The 14,994-nt window shown below is 63.8% G+C and carries 10 protein-coding genes; 4 read left to right on the top strand and 6 right to left on the bottom strand.

Annotation, left to right across the window (positions count from 1 at the left end; all coding sequences use genetic code 11):
• Positions 1-185 precede the first annotated feature (185 nt).
• Both V6M50_RS17840 and ribA read left to right on the top strand, forming a co-directional pair.
• Positions 186-980: an exodeoxyribonuclease III gene (locus V6M50_RS17840; RefSeq protein WP_332819928.1), complete on the top strand. Its 795-nt coding sequence runs from the start codon at positions 186-188 to the stop codon at positions 978-980.
• Positions 977-2,032: a GTP cyclohydrolase II gene (gene ribA, locus V6M50_RS17835; protein ID WP_332819927.1), complete on the top strand. Its 1,056-nt coding sequence runs from the start codon at positions 977-979 to the stop codon at positions 2,030-2,032. The genes V6M50_RS17840 and ribA overlap by 4 nt, the downstream gene beginning before the upstream one ends.
• A gap of 121 nt (positions 2,033-2,153) precedes the next feature.
• Here ribA and V6M50_RS17830 read toward each other — a convergent pair whose 3' ends face one another.
• The 3 genes from V6M50_RS17830 to V6M50_RS17820 are packed head-to-tail and all read right to left on the bottom strand — an operon-like array spanning position 2,154 to position 4,661.
• The gene (locus tag V6M50_RS17830; protein WP_332819926.1) at positions 2,154-2,960 is read right to left on the bottom strand and encodes a LytR/AlgR family response regulator transcription factor; all 807 of its coding nucleotides are present in this window, start codon (positions 2,958-2,960) and stop codon (positions 2,154-2,156) included.
• The gene (locus V6M50_RS17825) at positions 2,957-4,081 is read right to left on the bottom strand and encodes a sensor histidine kinase (RefSeq protein WP_332819925.1); all 1,125 of its coding nucleotides are present in this window, start codon (positions 4,079-4,081) and stop codon (positions 2,957-2,959) included. Before V6M50_RS17825 ends, V6M50_RS17830 begins: the two co-directional genes overlap by 4 nt.
• 58 nt (positions 4,082-4,139) lie before the next feature.
• On the bottom strand, positions 4,140-4,661 hold the full coding sequence (locus tag V6M50_RS17820) for a winged helix-turn-helix transcriptional regulator (protein ID WP_332819924.1): 522 nt from the start codon (positions 4,659-4,661) through the stop codon (positions 4,140-4,142).
• Between the two features lie 125 nt (positions 4,662-4,786).
• Here V6M50_RS17820 and V6M50_RS17815 point away from each other — a divergent pair, with 125 nt between their 5' ends.
• A complete protein-coding gene (locus tag V6M50_RS17815; protein WP_332819923.1) occupies positions 4,787-5,122 on the top strand; it encodes a CC_3452 family protein in 336 nt (111 codons plus the stop codon).
• A gap of 58 nt (positions 5,123-5,180) precedes the next feature.
• Here the strand turns inward: V6M50_RS17815 and V6M50_RS17810 are convergent, their stop codons facing one another.
• Positions 5,181-6,065 (bottom strand): glycosyltransferase family 2 protein, encoded by an 885-nt coding sequence (locus tag V6M50_RS17810; protein WP_332819922.1) that lies wholly within the window; start codon positions 6,063-6,065, stop codon positions 5,181-5,183.
• 126 nt (positions 6,066-6,191) lie between these two features.
• On the opposite strand from V6M50_RS17810, the gene V6M50_RS17805 reads away from it, so the two are divergent.
• Positions 6,192-8,285 (top strand): RelA/SpoT family protein, encoded by a 2,094-nt coding sequence (locus V6M50_RS17805; protein WP_332819929.1) that lies wholly within the window; start codon positions 6,192-6,194, stop codon positions 8,283-8,285.
• A gap of 454 nt (positions 8,286-8,739) precedes the next feature.
• Here the strand turns inward: V6M50_RS17805 and V6M50_RS17800 are convergent, their stop codons facing one another.
• Positions 8,740-13,065, bottom strand: a complete 4,326-nt coding sequence (locus tag V6M50_RS17800) for a hypothetical protein (protein WP_332819921.1) — start codon at positions 13,063-13,065, stop codon at positions 8,740-8,742.
• Positions 13,065-14,993, bottom strand: coding sequence for a hypothetical protein (locus V6M50_RS17795; protein ID WP_332819920.1), 1,929 nt, complete (start codon positions 14,991-14,993; stop codon positions 13,065-13,067). The genes V6M50_RS17800 and V6M50_RS17795 overlap by 1 nt, the downstream gene beginning before the upstream one ends.
• Position 14,994 lies beyond the last annotated feature (1 nt).

Raw genomic sequence — 14,994 nt, 5'->3', positions numbered from 1 at the left:
CCGGATTTGGGTTTCCCCCTGTTGCCCCACCCGGACTGCCAGGCACCTTCATTCAAGAGCGTGACGAACGCTGACCTTGAACCCCCGTTCCACCGCCCCTGGGACGGGGGTTTAATTTGTCCGCTGTTCCGGTCTCTCAGCTTACGTGGCTGGACGGTACCGGCGCGCACCGATAGAGCCACCGGATGACTCGCACCAGCATCGCTTCGTGGAACATCAACAGCGTCCGCGCCCGCATCGGCATCGTCGAGAAATTCCTGCGCGAAGAAGCACCTGACATTCTTTGTCTGCAGGAAACCAAAGTCGAGTGCGGGCTATTCCCGCCCGATATGTTCAAGAGCCTCGGGTACAAGCATATCGTCACCCACGGCCAGCGCATGCACCATGGCGTCGCGATCGTCAGCAAGGTGCCGCTGACCGATGTGCGCAAATATGACTGGCAGGCGAATGGCGAGGCGCGTCATGTCGGGGTGACGCTGCCGTCGGGCGTCCGGCTCGACAATGTCTATATCCCCGCGGGCGGCGATATTCCCGACCGCGAGCTCAATCCGAAATTCGGGCAGAAGCTCGATTTCTTCGGCCGCATGACCGAATGGTCGGGCGCGCTTGCCGATACGCCGACGGTGCTGACCGGCGATTTCAACGTTGCGCCGCTCGAAAGTGACGTGTGGAACCACAAGGCACTGCTCGACGTCGTCAGCCACACGCCATTGGAGGTCGAAACCCTCGCGCGGCTGCAGGCGGCATCGAACTGGGTCGACCTTGGCCGCCATTTCATCGAAGCGCCGGCGCCGCTCTACACCTGGTGGAGCTACCGCGCGAAGGATTGGGAAGCATCGAACCGCGGCCGCCGGCTCGACCATATGTGGGTGACCCCCGATCTAATGCCCAAGGCGGTGTCGCATCGCATCGTCCAGCCGGCGCGCAGCTGGGAGCGTCCGTCGGATCACATCCCGCTCATCACGGAGTTCGCTTTTTGAGCAACGCCGGCGCCCGTCAGGCGGCGCGCGCCATCGATGCGCTGCGGCGCGGCTGGCCGTTCCGTGTGGTCGGCGCCGAGGGCGCGCTCGATCTGCTTGCGGTCGAAAGCGCACGCGACGAGGCACTCGCCGAATTCGTCAGCCACGATGTCCTGCTCTCGGGCGAGCGCGCGGTCACTCTCAAGCTCACCAATCAGCGCATCGCGGCGACACCGGGGCCGGTGCGGCTAGCGGACGCCGCCGACCGGGTCGCAGCGGCGCTCGCGATCGCCGATCCGTCGCTCGACCTCGCCAACCCGCTCAAAGGACCGTTCCGCACCATCGCGACCGGCGGCGACGCGGCGGCGACCGCCGCGATGACGATGGCGCGCCACGCCGGGCTGCTGCCCGCCTTCTTCGTGCGCGCGGCGGCGGGAGAGGCCGAGACCAAGTGTAGCGCCGACGATGTCGCCGCGTTGCTCGATCCCGCGCGGCTCCAGGTCGCGGCGCGCGCGCGCCTGCCGGTCGAGGCGAGCGAAACCGCCGAGATCGTCGCTTTTCGTTCACCCGAAGAAGCATCGGACCATGTCGCACTCATCATCGGCAAGCGCGACGCGAGTCCGCCCGTCGTCCGCCTGCACAGCGAATGCCTCACGGGCGACGTGCTCGGTAGCCTGAAATGCGATTGCGGGCCGCAGCTTCACGCCGCCCTCCATGCGATGGCCGATGCGCCATGGGGGGTGCTGCTTTACCTCAGGCAGGAAGGCCGCGGCATCGGCCTCGTCAACAAACTGCGCGCCTATGCGCTGCAGGATCAGGGCTATGACACCGTCGACGCCAATTTGCGGCTCGGCTTCCCGGTCGAGGCGCGCGACTTCGCGATCGCCGGGCGGATGCTCGAATTGCTGAACATCCCGCGCATCCGGCTGATGACGAACAACCCCGAAAAGGTCGCGCGGCTCGAGAAGGAAGGCGTCGAGGTCGTCGAACGTATCCCGCTGGCGCTGCCGACGAACAAATATAACGAGCAATATCTCGCGACAAAGCGCGACCGGACGGGGCACCAGCTTTAACCGCGACGTTGCGATTTTTGGTTCGCACGAAGACACAAAGCCACGAAGTAGGATCCCAATCCGTTCGTGCGAACGGAGTTTGGGAAATCTTCGTGGCTTTGTGCCTTTGTGCGAACCTAATTTAATGCACGAACCGCGCCACCACGTCGCGATAGCTGCGGCTGACCTTCACCTGCGCGCCCGATCCGAGCACGAGGAAGCATTCGCCGTTGGTGTGCGGCTTGACCTGCTTGACCTGTGACAGGTTCACGATTGTCGAGCGATGGACGCGCTGGAAATTGCGCGGGTCGAGCCGCTTTTCCAGATCCTTCATCGTTTCGCGCAGGATCAGGCTGTTGTCGGCGGTATAGATGCACATATAGTCGCCCGCGGCGTCGATACGCTCGATGCTGTCGACGTCGACGCGGAAGATCTGGCCGCGATCCTTGATGTTGATCATCTTTTCATAACGATCGGCGGCGTGCGTATCGGGCTGAACCTCGGCATCATATTCTTCGACCGCTTCGGGCGCGACTTCGGCGAGCACATTTTTGAGCCGCTCGACCTCGGCGACGCCGCGCTTTTCGGCGAGGCGTTGGCGGACGCGGTCGAGCGCGTCGGCGAGCCGCTCGGGCTCGACCGGCTTGACGAGATAATCGACCGCCTGCGCCTCGAACGCCCGGATCGCATGGTCCGAATAGGCGGTGACGAAGACCACCAGCGGCGGCTCGACCTCCATCAGCCCCTGGATCACCGAAAAACCGTCGAATCCCGGCATCTGGATGTCGAGAAAAACAAGGTCGGGCTTGTGGGTCTTGATCTTTCGGATGGCTTCGCGGCCATTTTGCGCGGTGTCGACGATTTCGACATCCGTGTGCGGTTCAAGCCGCAGTTGCAGGCCTTGGGTGGCCAATTTTTCATCATCCACCAGGATGGTTCTGATCGTCATGTCCGTTCGGTTCCAATCGTCACTTGCCCATCGGGCTGAAACGGAAACTCGATAACCACCGTGAACCCGCCCTCAGCGCCCCGATGGGCGTCGAACCGGTGCTGGTCGCCAAAAGCCTGCGCCAACCGGTCCCTGATGTTGGCTAAACCCACGCCGGTCGATTCCGTTGCACTGCCTGTGGTGGGGTCCGCGGTGTCAGCTGGCAATCCCGCGCCGGTATCGGACACGGTAATCCGAACATTTTGACCGGCCAGCTGTGCGGAAATCGTAATATCGGCACCGTCCTCCTGCGGCGTGACCGCATATTTGATCGCATTTTCAACCATGGGCTGAAGCAAAAGCGAGGGCAATCGCGCGCGCGCGACCGCCGGGTCGATAGCAAAGTGGGGGCGCAACCGCTCCTCAAACCGCATTTTCTCGATGTCGAGATAGAGCTTCAGCGTCTCGATTTCCTGCGCCAGCGTGACTTGCGCGGTCGGCTCGTTGGCGAGCGTGTAGCGAAGGAAAGCGGAGAGGCGCGACAGCATCGCGTTGGCGGGCTCCGACTGCTTGAGCAGCACGAGGGTCGAAATGCTGTTCAGCGTGTTGAACAGGAAATGCGGGTTGAGCTGGTAACGCAGCATCGCGAGCTGCGCCGACGCCGCCTGCGCCTCGAGCCGGATGACGCGGTCATTCTGTTCCTCGAGCTGAAGGAAATAGTTGATCGCGAAATAGAGCGCGGACCAGGCCGCGAGCGAGGTCGCGTCGATATAGACCGCGCCGAGCAAAAGACTTGTAAACCCCGCTTCGCTGTTCGGATTCTGGATCTGCGCGACCCACGCGTCGATAAAGGCCCAAAGCGCGGTCGCGATACCCGAAAGGCCGAAGCTGACCCCCCACATCAAGAGCGGACGGCGGCTGATCAGCGCGCGGTAGCAGACCGACAGGATCAGCGAGAGCGAGAAGCCGGTGATCGCCGAAATCGTCTGCGGCACGAGGAAAGTGAGCGATTGCCCATTGGCAAGTCCCGACACGCCGCGCAGGCCGAGCCACGCGGCCCAGCCCAATATCTGGAGATTCCAGAAGGCCCGCACCTTGTTGTCGAAAAAGGGGCCCGGCGAAGTCAGTCGGAACAGCGGCATGGGGGTCCGTGCGATAGCGATGGTCAGCGGCCGCGTACGCGGAAACCCGAGCGGTGGATCATTCGGCCGCGACCGGCGCCAGTCCGCCCTCGGCGCGCACGCGTGCCTGGCCGAGCGGCTGCAGTTCCGAACGATGCTTCCACAGCAATTCCTTGTACCCGATCACCCGGCCGTCGTGCGCGGTCAGCGTGACGGGGCCGATCGGCTGTTCGTCGCGCGCATCGACGAGCACCGGGGTCGAGGGCACGCCCGCGCCCCATTTTTCGCCCCACTGGCGCAGCGCAATCATCGCTGGAAGCAGCTCGATACCCTTTTCGGTGAGCTGGTAGCGAACCTTGCGCCGGTCCTCGGCCATCACCTCGCGCGCCATGATGCCATGATCGACCAGCCGCGACAGCCGGTTCGACAATATGTTGCGCGCGATGTTCAGTTCCTGCTGGAACTCCTCGAAATGATGGACGCCGTTGAAGGCGGCGCGAAGGATCATGAACGACCATCGCTCGCCCATCGCTTCCAGGGCCAAAGGCAGGGCGCAATTGCCCCCGGTCATGTCGTTCAATACTTCGCGTAATTTTCCCATGAGCCAAGCCCTAACGTAAAATCGGAATGTGCGCCAAAAAAATATAGGGCCTCCGTTGCATTTCGCAACTCATACATCTAGTTGCGTTTCGCAACCTTTAGGTTGCGCAAAAACAGGAGGTCCAGATGCCCATATTCAAGCTTTCCCCCCTCACCCATTTCCTGTCGCTCGCAGGCGCCGTACTGATCGGCGGCCTGACCTTCTGGTCGACCGCGGCGGCCGCGGCGGGCGGCGCTTACTACCGCGCCGAGCTTGCCAGCCCCGCCCCCGAGGCGCGTTTCGTGGCGCGCGACGTCGTCTGGGCTTGCAAGGGCACCAGCTGCATCGCCAGCCAGGGAAACAGCCGTCCGCTGATCATGTGCTCATCGCTCGCCAAGGCGGCCGGACCCGTGGCGAGCTTCGTCGCGGGTGGCAAGGCGCTGGAGGCGGCCGAACTGGCGCGCTGCAACGGCCAAGGCTGAACATCGACCACGCAGGCTCGCGCCGCCCCTCCCACGGGGCGGGCGGGCCTCGTTGGCGTCAGGCAGCGATGCGGTTGCGTGCAACAACCAGCGACCAGCGCGCCAGCGCGGGCAATTGGGCGGCGACGTGCCGCGGATCGGCGCGAAAGGCGCGGCGCACGAGGTCGAGCCGCCAGCGCCGCTGACTGCGGAGCGCTAGCCCGAGCAGGATTTCGCTGCGATTGCGCGCCGGCAGGGTTTCGGGCAGCGCGCGTTCGACGATTTGGGCGGTCAGCGCCTGGATCTGCTCGGCGCGCTGGCTGGTCAGGCTGCCGCCATGCTTGCGATAGACATATAGATCCTCGTGCAACGCGACGAAGGTGAAGCGCAGCGCCGCACGCAGCCAGAAATCATAGTCCTCGACCCCGAACAGCCTTGTGTCGTAGCCGCCGAGCGCTTCGGTCACGCGCGCGCGATAGAGAAAGCAGGCGCCGACATTATTGCCATAGAGCAATCGCTCGATCGGTCCGACGCGCGAGCGGCCGAGTTCGACGCCTTCGTCATCGATCAGCGTGAAATCGGCGTGAACAATGTCAGCCCCGGCATGCGCGTCGAGCGTCGCGACGAGGCGGGTCAGCATCTCGGGCCGGAGCAGATTGTCGTCGGAGGTCCAGCTGTGGAGAGCGCCGCGCGCCGCCGCAAAGCCATGATTGAGCGCGGCGGGCAGCCCGACATTGGTATCGAGGCGGAGCAGCCGTACGCGCGGATCGCTTGCCGCGGCGCCGGCTATGATGTCGGGCGAGGCGTCGCGCGAGGCGTCGTCGACCAGAATCAGTTCGAAATCGTTGAAATCCTGCGCCAGAACCGAATCGATGGCCTCGGCGAGCCAGCGCGCACCATTGTGCACGGGCATCACCATCGACACCCGCGGCGGCGCGGTCGAATCGAGAGTATCGGTCCCCATCGGCCCCCGTCCTACGCGCGGCGAACGATGCTTCCAATCGACTTTACCAAAGTTGCTAACCCCTTGCCGTTCCACGCAAGCAAATTTCGCATTGCAATTGGGCCGGCATGAACGACATTGAACGCAATGTTGCGCCAATATGAACTTGTCGAGCGCGTGCGCGCTTATGATCCCGACGTCGACGAGGCGCTGCTGAACCGCGCCTACGTGTTTACCGTCCAGAAACATGGCAGCCAGAAACGCGCTTCGGGCGACCCCTATTTCAGCCATCCGGTCGAAGTCGCGGGCATTTTGACCGACCTTCATCTCGACTGCGAAACGATCGTCACCGCGCTGCTCCACGACACGCTCGAGGATACGCTGACGACGCCCGAGGAGATCGAGCGCCTGTTCGGCGCCGACGTCGGCCGGCTCGTCGACGGTGTCACCAAACTCAGCAAGATCGAGGCGCAGACCGAGAATGAGCGCGCGGCCGAAAATCTGCGTAAGTTCCTGCTCGCCATGTCCGACGATATTCGCGTGCTGCTGGTCAAGCTCGCCGACCGGCTCCACAATATGCGGACGCTGCATTTCATCAAGGATCCCGAAAAGCGCCGCCGCATCGCCAAGGAGACGATGGATATTTATGCCCCGCTCGCCGAGCGGATCGGCATGTATGAATATATGCGCGAGATGCAGCTTCTCGCGTTCAGCGAAATCGAACCCGAAGCCTATGCGACGATCACCGGCCGCCTCGCCAAGCTGACCGCCGGCGGCAAGGACAAGGTCGCCGCGATCAGCCGCGAGTTCAAGGACCTGCTCGCGAAGAACGGCATCGAGGCCGATGTGTCGGGGCGCGAGAAGCATCCCTATTCGATCTGGCGCAAGATGCAGGAACGCCACGTCAGTTTCGAGCAGGTCACCGACATCATCGCCTTTCGCATCGTGACCCCGACCGATGCCGATTGCTATGCCGCGCTGGGGCTGATCCATCGCAAGTGGAAAATGGTCCCCGGCCGGTTCAAGGATTATATCTCGACGCCGAAGCGCAACGGCTACAAGTCGCTGCACACGACGATCATGCACCAGCAGAATATGCGGATCGAAATCCAGATCCGCAGCCTGGGCATGCACCAGCAGTCCGAATTCGGCTTCGCGGCGCACTGGGCGTACAAGCAGGGCGGCACCGCCCCCGACGGACAGGCGGGGTGGATCCGCGACCTCATCGAAATCCTCGAGCAGACGCACGACCCCGAAGAGTTTCTCGAGAATACGCGCATCGCGATGTATCAGGACCGCATCTTCGCCTTCACGCCGAAGGGCAGCCTGCACCAGCTGCCCAAGGGCGCGACGCCGGTCGACTTCGCTTACGCCGTCCACACCGGGCTAGGCGACCGCACCGTCGGCGCCAAGGTCAACGGCCGGCTGGTGCCGCTGCGCACCCAGCTCGCGAACGGCGACACGGTCGAGATCCTCTCCTCCGACAAGCAGAAGCCGCAGCCGGCGTGGCTCGGCTTCGCGGTCACCGGCAAGGCGCGCGCCGCGATCCGACGCCATGTGCGATCGAAGGAAAAGGTCGAGCTCGCCGCACTCGGCCGCAAGATGTACGACGAGATTGTCGCGCGGTTGCCGAACAAGGTCGGCGACAAGGCGCGTATTGCAGCGCGCGAGCGGCTGAAACTCGACGATGACAGCGCGCTCTATGTCGCGATTGCCAAGCAGCGGTTGACCGACAATGCGGTACTCGAAGCGCTCGTCCCCGGCATCACCGCCGAGATGAAGACGAAGCCGGGCAAGCTCGTGCAGGGTGCGGCGGTGTCAATCGCCGGGCTGACGCCGGGTGTCGCCTATCAACTCGCCGACTGCTGCCACCCCGTCCCCGGCGACCGCATCGTCGGCCTGTCGCGGCCGGGCGAGGGGATCGAGGTGCATGTCATCGACTGCCCCCGCCTCGCCGACGGGGTCGACGCCGACTGGATTGATCTGCGCTGGCAGGAAGACAGCGAGGGCGGCAATGCGCGGCTGTGCATCGTCATCCTCAACGAACCGGGCACGCTCGCCGAAATGTCGGGCATCCTCGCCGCCAATTCGGCGAATATCACCAATTTGCGGCTGTCGAACCGCGAGGGCGGTTTCCACACCTATGACGTCGTCGTCGAGGTGCGCGACGTCCAGCATGTGATGCGCATCTTGTCGGCGCTGCGCGCGTCGGACACAGTGGTGCAAGCCGAGCGGCAGTAAAGTCCGTTTTGGGGTGGTGAGCTTCCCTTCGTGAACCCCGGCGAAAGCCGGGGCCCAGTGCGGGATAAGCCAGGTCACGCTGGAATTCTGGGCCCCGGCTTTCGCCGGGGTTCACATCTCTATCGGCAACTCCCGGTCGCTTCCTGCCGGTGAGCTGACCTCTCCTCCTTCGTCATCCCGCGTCGTGTCCGGTCGGCGCAAGGACGGCGTAACAATTCCAAAGTTCAGGAAAGTTCAGCCCTATGCGTCCCCCCGGCTTGGACCTCGCGGCGTGCCGGACGCGCCGGCCCGCTCCGCCGTGGCCCCACCCGCAAGCCGGGCAGCGACCGCTTTCCGTTCAGCAAATGAAAGAGCCGGATGAAGGCTGGCATAGCCCGATAATGTAGGAAAGTCTTATTTCAAGGCGACCTCGGCTTTGGGGTCGGGAGCGGACATCGTGCTTATGCTCCGCGCGCTAGTTCGCGTAGAGCAAAGGCGGCCGCCAGCCATTCTGGTCGACTTCGTCGCTGACCTTGTAGACCATTCCCCTGCTGTTGAGGAACAGCTTCTCCATTTCGGGCCGGGTGAACGGCCGCGAGCCGACGCGCCCGAACACCGCCATCTGGCCGCCGGTTTCGTCGACCGCGCGGTCGCGGTCGAGGCCCTTTGACAGCGCGAGCGCGGGCGACGGGGTCTTCGCCCAGGCGATGAGCTCGGGTGTCGGTTTCGGCGAGAAGCCGTAGAGGCCCGGATTGTCGGGGCTGGTCAGCTGGAGCACCTTGATGCCGTTGCGACCGTCGGCGATATAACCGAACAGCGACGCATTGGTCGACGCGACGATGACATCCTCGGCGTCATTGAGCGCGCCGCCAAAGGTCAGCCCCGGCCAGACGATCGGTGCCGCGGGGCGCGTCACATCGACGATCACGAGCCCGTCGGCCTTTGCGGCGACATACATGTACGTGCGCGCGAGATAGATCTTCCGCGCGTTGGCGAGGTGCACGGTGCCTTCGGGCACCGCGACCGGCTGCGCCAGATTGGTGACGTCGAACAGCTTCACCCCCTCGCCATCGGTGACCCAGAGGTATCGGAACTGCACCGCGCTCGCGCGCGCATCGGTCAGCGACAACTGCGCCGTAACCTTCGGCTGGAGCGGCACCGACAGGTCGAGCACGACCAGCCCCGCGTCGGTTGTGACATAGGCAAAGCTGCCCGCAAGCGTCACATGCCGCGCGCCCGCCAGCACATTGCCCTCGTTCCACGTCAGCGCGCGCGTCAGCTTGTTGTTGCGGAACTCGCCGTCGGCCATCGTGTCGATGTCGACAAGCACGAGGCCTTCGACACTGTCGGTAATGACGGCATAGCGGTATATGTCGTGCATCACCTGCTCGTGATTTTCGGGGAAATTCTTCACGATATTCTCGTTGCGGCTCATGCTGACCGGCTGCGTCGTCGCAACCGCCATGCACGTCGCATTCTTCGTCTTCACATGCGTGTCGTGGCCGAGCGCCGAGAAAGGTGCGCGGACGATGCGTTCGGAGAAGCCCTTGTTGCCGATCGACGCGACGTCATAGACGCGGAAACCGCCGCGACCTTCGGCGACGAACATATATTCGCCGCGCTGCTGGAGGCAGTTCACCCGCCCGCTCGTGTCCTGGACGATATTAGCGAATTCCTCGAGCGCGTGGGTCTCACCCGACCCCTTTTCGTCGAAGATCTTGCCGCGCACCCAGTTCTTGAGCTCCTTGCCATTCTGGTCGACGTGCAGCTTCCAAAAGTCGGGGTAGCTATATTTGTGCAGATAGCTGCCGATCACCGCCTGCGGCTCGTCCCATTCGGTGACGCGGGTGGCCTGGAAGCCGTCCTCCATGCCCGACCAGACGTTGAGCCCGACGAAATTGACGAAGTTGGTGCCAAGCAGCATCAGCTGCGACATGATGGCATTATTGTCGTCGGCGGCCGACAAATGGCAATCGCTGCACTGCTTGGTTTCGGAACGGCGCACCGTATGCGGGAAATGCGGCGCAAATGCCTGGCTCGAATAACCCGCCGATGAGATCGGCGGTTGCTGCACATAGATGCGCTCGCGGTTGATGTTCGTCGACGACAGCACCAGCGCCGAGGTCGAGCGCACCGGGGTGATGATGCCGCGCACCTCGCCGTTCGGGCCGGGTTCGCCCGGCTTGGTCAGCTGGTGCCGGCCGAGCTGGAACATCTCGTCGCGCGCCACTTGCGGGTTGTAGGTCGCGAAGTTGCGCGTCTCCTCACCTTCGAAATGGTGCATCTTGGTCTTCCAGTTCGCCTCGATCGGCAAGTGGCAGCCGCCGCAACTCGTCGTCCACGACAGGTGACAGGTGAAGCAGGTCATCTTGTCGTCGCCGTGCGCGCGATCTTCCTTCGCGACACCGGGCCCCCATTCGAACTTGCCGTCCTCGGCGCCCGACCGCGCCATCAGCTTGGCGCGCGCCGCCTTGGCGTTGAAATGCGGCCCCGGGGTCACCGCCTGCTTGACGAGGCTGACCTGCCATTCGAGCTTCGGATCGACGATCGAGCGCTGGATCAGCCCGATCACCTCGGCATCGTCATTATACTGGAATTCGAAACGCCGCCGCCCGTCGGGGTTGCGCAGCAGCGCGAGGTTGTTGCCCTGCGGCCGCGCCGCGACGTTCGAGGTGAGCAGGTTCGGCAAGGCGTCGGCGGTGCCGTGGCAATCCTTGCAGCTGATCTCGACCGCATTGGCGACCTCGCCCTGGATATAGCCATTGCCGTGGCTGTCCTGCGCGAAGTGGCAGTCGGCGCATTGCATCCCCTTTTCGGCATGGATGTCCATCATATGGACCGCCTTGCCGGGGTTGAGGCCGGGCGGCACGAACTTGCCCTCTACCCCCGGCCGGCCCGGATCAGCGCTCGACAGGCAGATGTCACGCTCCTTGGGGTCGGTATAATGGCTACAACTCTTGCGCCATTTCTCGGGGTCCTTGGGATCGATGATGTTCGCGGCATCGGTGCCATAGGTTGCCATATTGCCGTCGGCGGTCAGCAAATTGCCGCTCCGGTCGCGCTTGAAGACGCCGCGGAAGTTCCAGCCATGGCCGTGATAATCGGCGAACTGCGTATCCTTGTTGCTGTCGTTGACGTCATAGACGTCGCGCAGGAATTCGACGTCGGCCCAAAGCCCGCGCGTCGCCGCCGCCTCAGGGTTGCGTTCGAGCACCTTGTGCGCCTCTGCGGCGGTCGGATAGCGCTGTTGCTTGTATTTTTTCTGATAGTCCGCGTCGCTCATCCCCGGCGGGCGCGGCGCGCTATTGTCCGGGCCCGGCCACATCTGCGGCGCGTCCGATTCATAATCCCACATCGTGTAGCCGAGGTAGGAGTTCAGGAAGATGTTCGGCTGGTGCATGTGGCACGACATGCACTGCGACGTCGGGATCGCGCGGGTGAAGCTGTGGCTGATCGGATGCCCCGATTCGCGGCGCGGTTTCGGCGGTTGCTGCTGCGGACCCGCCGCAGCCGCGGCCGGATCGATCAGCGAGCCATGCCCGCCGCCGCTGCCATGCCCGTCATTCGGCGCCATATGTTCGGGATCGGCATGGCCGCCGCCCCCGGGCTTTTTCTCGTGGCCGTCGCCGCCCGCCCGCAGCTTTTCGCGGATCGTCGGGTCGACGGTGTCGGTCTCGCCGTCGCGGCCGAACTTGGCATAGGTCAGGCTGTGCCGCGGCTCGCGGTCGTTGGCATAGATGACGTGACAGCCCGAACAGCCCGAATGGCGATAGTCGCCGGGCTGGTCGTTGGTGCCCATGAACCACGACAGCGGATCGTTGAGGCGCGTCTTGTGGATGTTGAGCACGGGAATCGAGACGCGCAGGCCCGTGCCGGGACCGCGGTTCGATTGCTTGAGGTCGGGGCGCCCCGGCTCCTCGAGCCGCTGGATGCTGCCGGTGGGGTTCGGCAGGCCGATTTCGGGGAATTGCGTGTTGATGTTGCGCCCGCCGCGTTCGAAGACGCGGAACACGTCGCCCGGCGGCAGCACACTCCAGCGCGGCAGCGGATACATTTTCGCCAGCGCGCCGCGCTTTTTCTCGTCGTCGGTCAAGATCTTGTCGAATCCGAAGCCCGGCTTGCACGCTTCCTTATATTCCTCGGCGGTCAACCGCGACGAGGGTGACAGGACGCAGGCCGGCTTGCCGTCGCGCGTATAGGCTTCGCCGAAGATGTAATTTTTGTAGGGCACGATGCCGTTGTTGTACGCTGCACCGCCCCACAACATTGCACCGGTCGACATCATCGATCGTTCGGTCGCCTCGATCACCTCAAGGTGGCACGCGCCGCATGCCTCGCGCGCGACCCGGTAATCGCTGGGGTTCACGAAGCGGATGAATTCGGGCGATTCCTTGTTGAGCAACGTATAGCTGCGCTCGGGGTTCGCCGAGCTGTCATGCCACGCGCCGGGCAAGGTCGGCTGCGGATGCGCAAGCTTCATCACCGCCTTGTTCGTCGGGTGCTGGTAGCCGAGGCCGGGCGTCCCGCGCTGCGCCGCGTCGCCGCCATGGCAGTCAGTGCAGCCGAGCCGCACCGCGGGGGTCGCATGCATCGACGGCTGGTCGGTGCGCGTGTGGCAGCTGTAGCAGCCCTCGGATTTCGCGCTGACGTCGGCTTCGCTCTGTTCGCGCGGCGCGGGGGGCGTGAAGCGATACTCGATCTTGAGCGGCTTTTCTTCCTCGGCCGCGCGCGTGACGCTGACACCCAGGCTGACGCTCATCAGCAGGAAAGCGAACAGGGCAAAGAGTTTACGCAGCAGCATCAGAAGCTCAAAATCACATTGGCGAGGATCGACACATAGGCGTCGTTCTTCTGCTTGTTATCGAACAGATCCTTGAATCCCTTCCCCGGCAGCAGCACCGCGCCGCTGAGGCGCCCGACGATATTCTGCGTCGCCTTGGGCCGCCAGATCGTCGCGACCGACAGGTCGAAGCCAATGTCCTTGGGGATCGACCCTTCGGTGCGCAGCGCCTGCAGGCTCGAGGTGTCGGCGAACCACAGATGGTTGAAATTGGTGCTGATCCGAAATTCCGGGGTGAGGTCGAAATCGGCGCCGGCGCCGACAAAGACGGTGCCGGGATTGTTGAAGTTCGACTGGCCTTCCTCTTTCGACGAACGCAGCGAGTTCAATATGCCGTTGCGACCGTTGATCGAAATGACGCGCCCGCCGCCGGCGAACGGAATCGTCTGGCGGATCCAGTAGCTCGTGTCGGCGCCGCCGAAGATCGGGTTTTCGAAGATCGCGTCGAACCCGCCTTCGGTGTTGTTATACGGATCGCCGTCGCCGGTCGCATAGAGCCCCGAGAGGCGGAAACGCATCCAGTCATGATCGTAGCTAAGCTCGACCGCGCCGAAGCCCGCGCGAATTTCAGCCTTCTTGCTGGTGAAGAAGCTGTTCCGGTCCTCACCCAGCGCGGCATAGAAGCTCGCAGTCAGGTTGATCCGCCCGATGCGCCCGTCGGCGCTGTAACCCAGATAAACGACATCATATTCGCGCCCGCGCAGGTCGCCGAGCAGCGCCGGGCGCACCGGGAAGCCGTTGTGATCGATCTGCACGTCATTCTTTTCGCGGTTCATATTGTAGGTCACGCTGATCTGGCTGGTCAGCCCGACGACCGGGAAATCCTGGCGATAGAGATTGGCGGTCAGGACAAAATCGTCACGCGGGGTCTGGGTGATGTCGTTGAGACCCGAATTGGTGTCCTTTTCGAGCCGCCAGAAGGCCGCGAGATTATATTGGAAGCGGTTGTTGTCACGATTGCCGAACAGGCGAATGCCGAGCTGGCTGTCGTTGAACAGGAAACCGCGAAAATCGCTCTGGAACGGCTGGATGCCGAGGCGGATCGAATAGAAATCATAGCGGTCGGAGGTGTTGCCGAGATGCTTGTCGACGAACAATTCCTGCACGCCGAGGAAGCTGTCGTAGCGATGGCTCGCTTTCGACGGGCGCACGTCGAGCACGCGCCGTTCGGGCACGTCGACATAATTGGCCTGATAGGCGAGGGTGACGCGATATTCGATGTCGGGCGGCTTGAACGCGGTCGATCCCTTGATCAGCGCGGCGCCGGCGATGAAGGTTTGGGCGAAGACAAAGCTGCGGTCCTTGCCGAACACATCGAGACTGCCCGGCCGCTCGGTCGTCTGGACGCCGACGGGAATCGGGAAGGTACGCGGCTCGAACACCGTGTCGGACACGGCATTGGCGACGAAGAACCAGTCGTCGCCCTTGATCGGCAGCCATTTGACCTTGCTGCGGTCGATCGCGCGGTCGCCCTTGTACGTGTTCTGATTATAGGGGTCGAACCAGCGTTCCTTGACCACCCCCAGCGTTTCGACGAGGCGCCAGCGGTCGGGGACCGGCAACTGATCCTCCATCCCCGGAAACGCCTGCGGCGGCGGCGGACGCAGCGCGCCGACATTATCTTGGGTCAGCGCGTCGGGAAGGTCGGGGCGATAGCCGGGGCGGCGGCGGCCCTCGATGATCTGGGTGACCAGATCGTCCTTGACCATCTCCTGCCAGTCGACCGGTGGCGGCGGCGGGATGAGCTCTTCGGCGGGCTGCTCGGCCGGCGCGGTATCGCCGGCAACCGGTGGGTCCTCGGGCGCGGGCGGCGGCGGGATCTCGGCGCCCGGGGCGCCCTGCGCCGCGAGCGTCGCGATGATCGGCCAAAGGCTGCCCCCCGTCATCATT

Origin of the sequence: Sphingopyxis sp. (assembly GCF_036675685.1) — a bacterium.
Lineage (GTDB): Bacteria > Pseudomonadota > Alphaproteobacteria > Sphingomonadales > Sphingomonadaceae > Sphingopyxis.
This window is presented reverse-complemented; position numbering and strand designations above follow the sequence as displayed.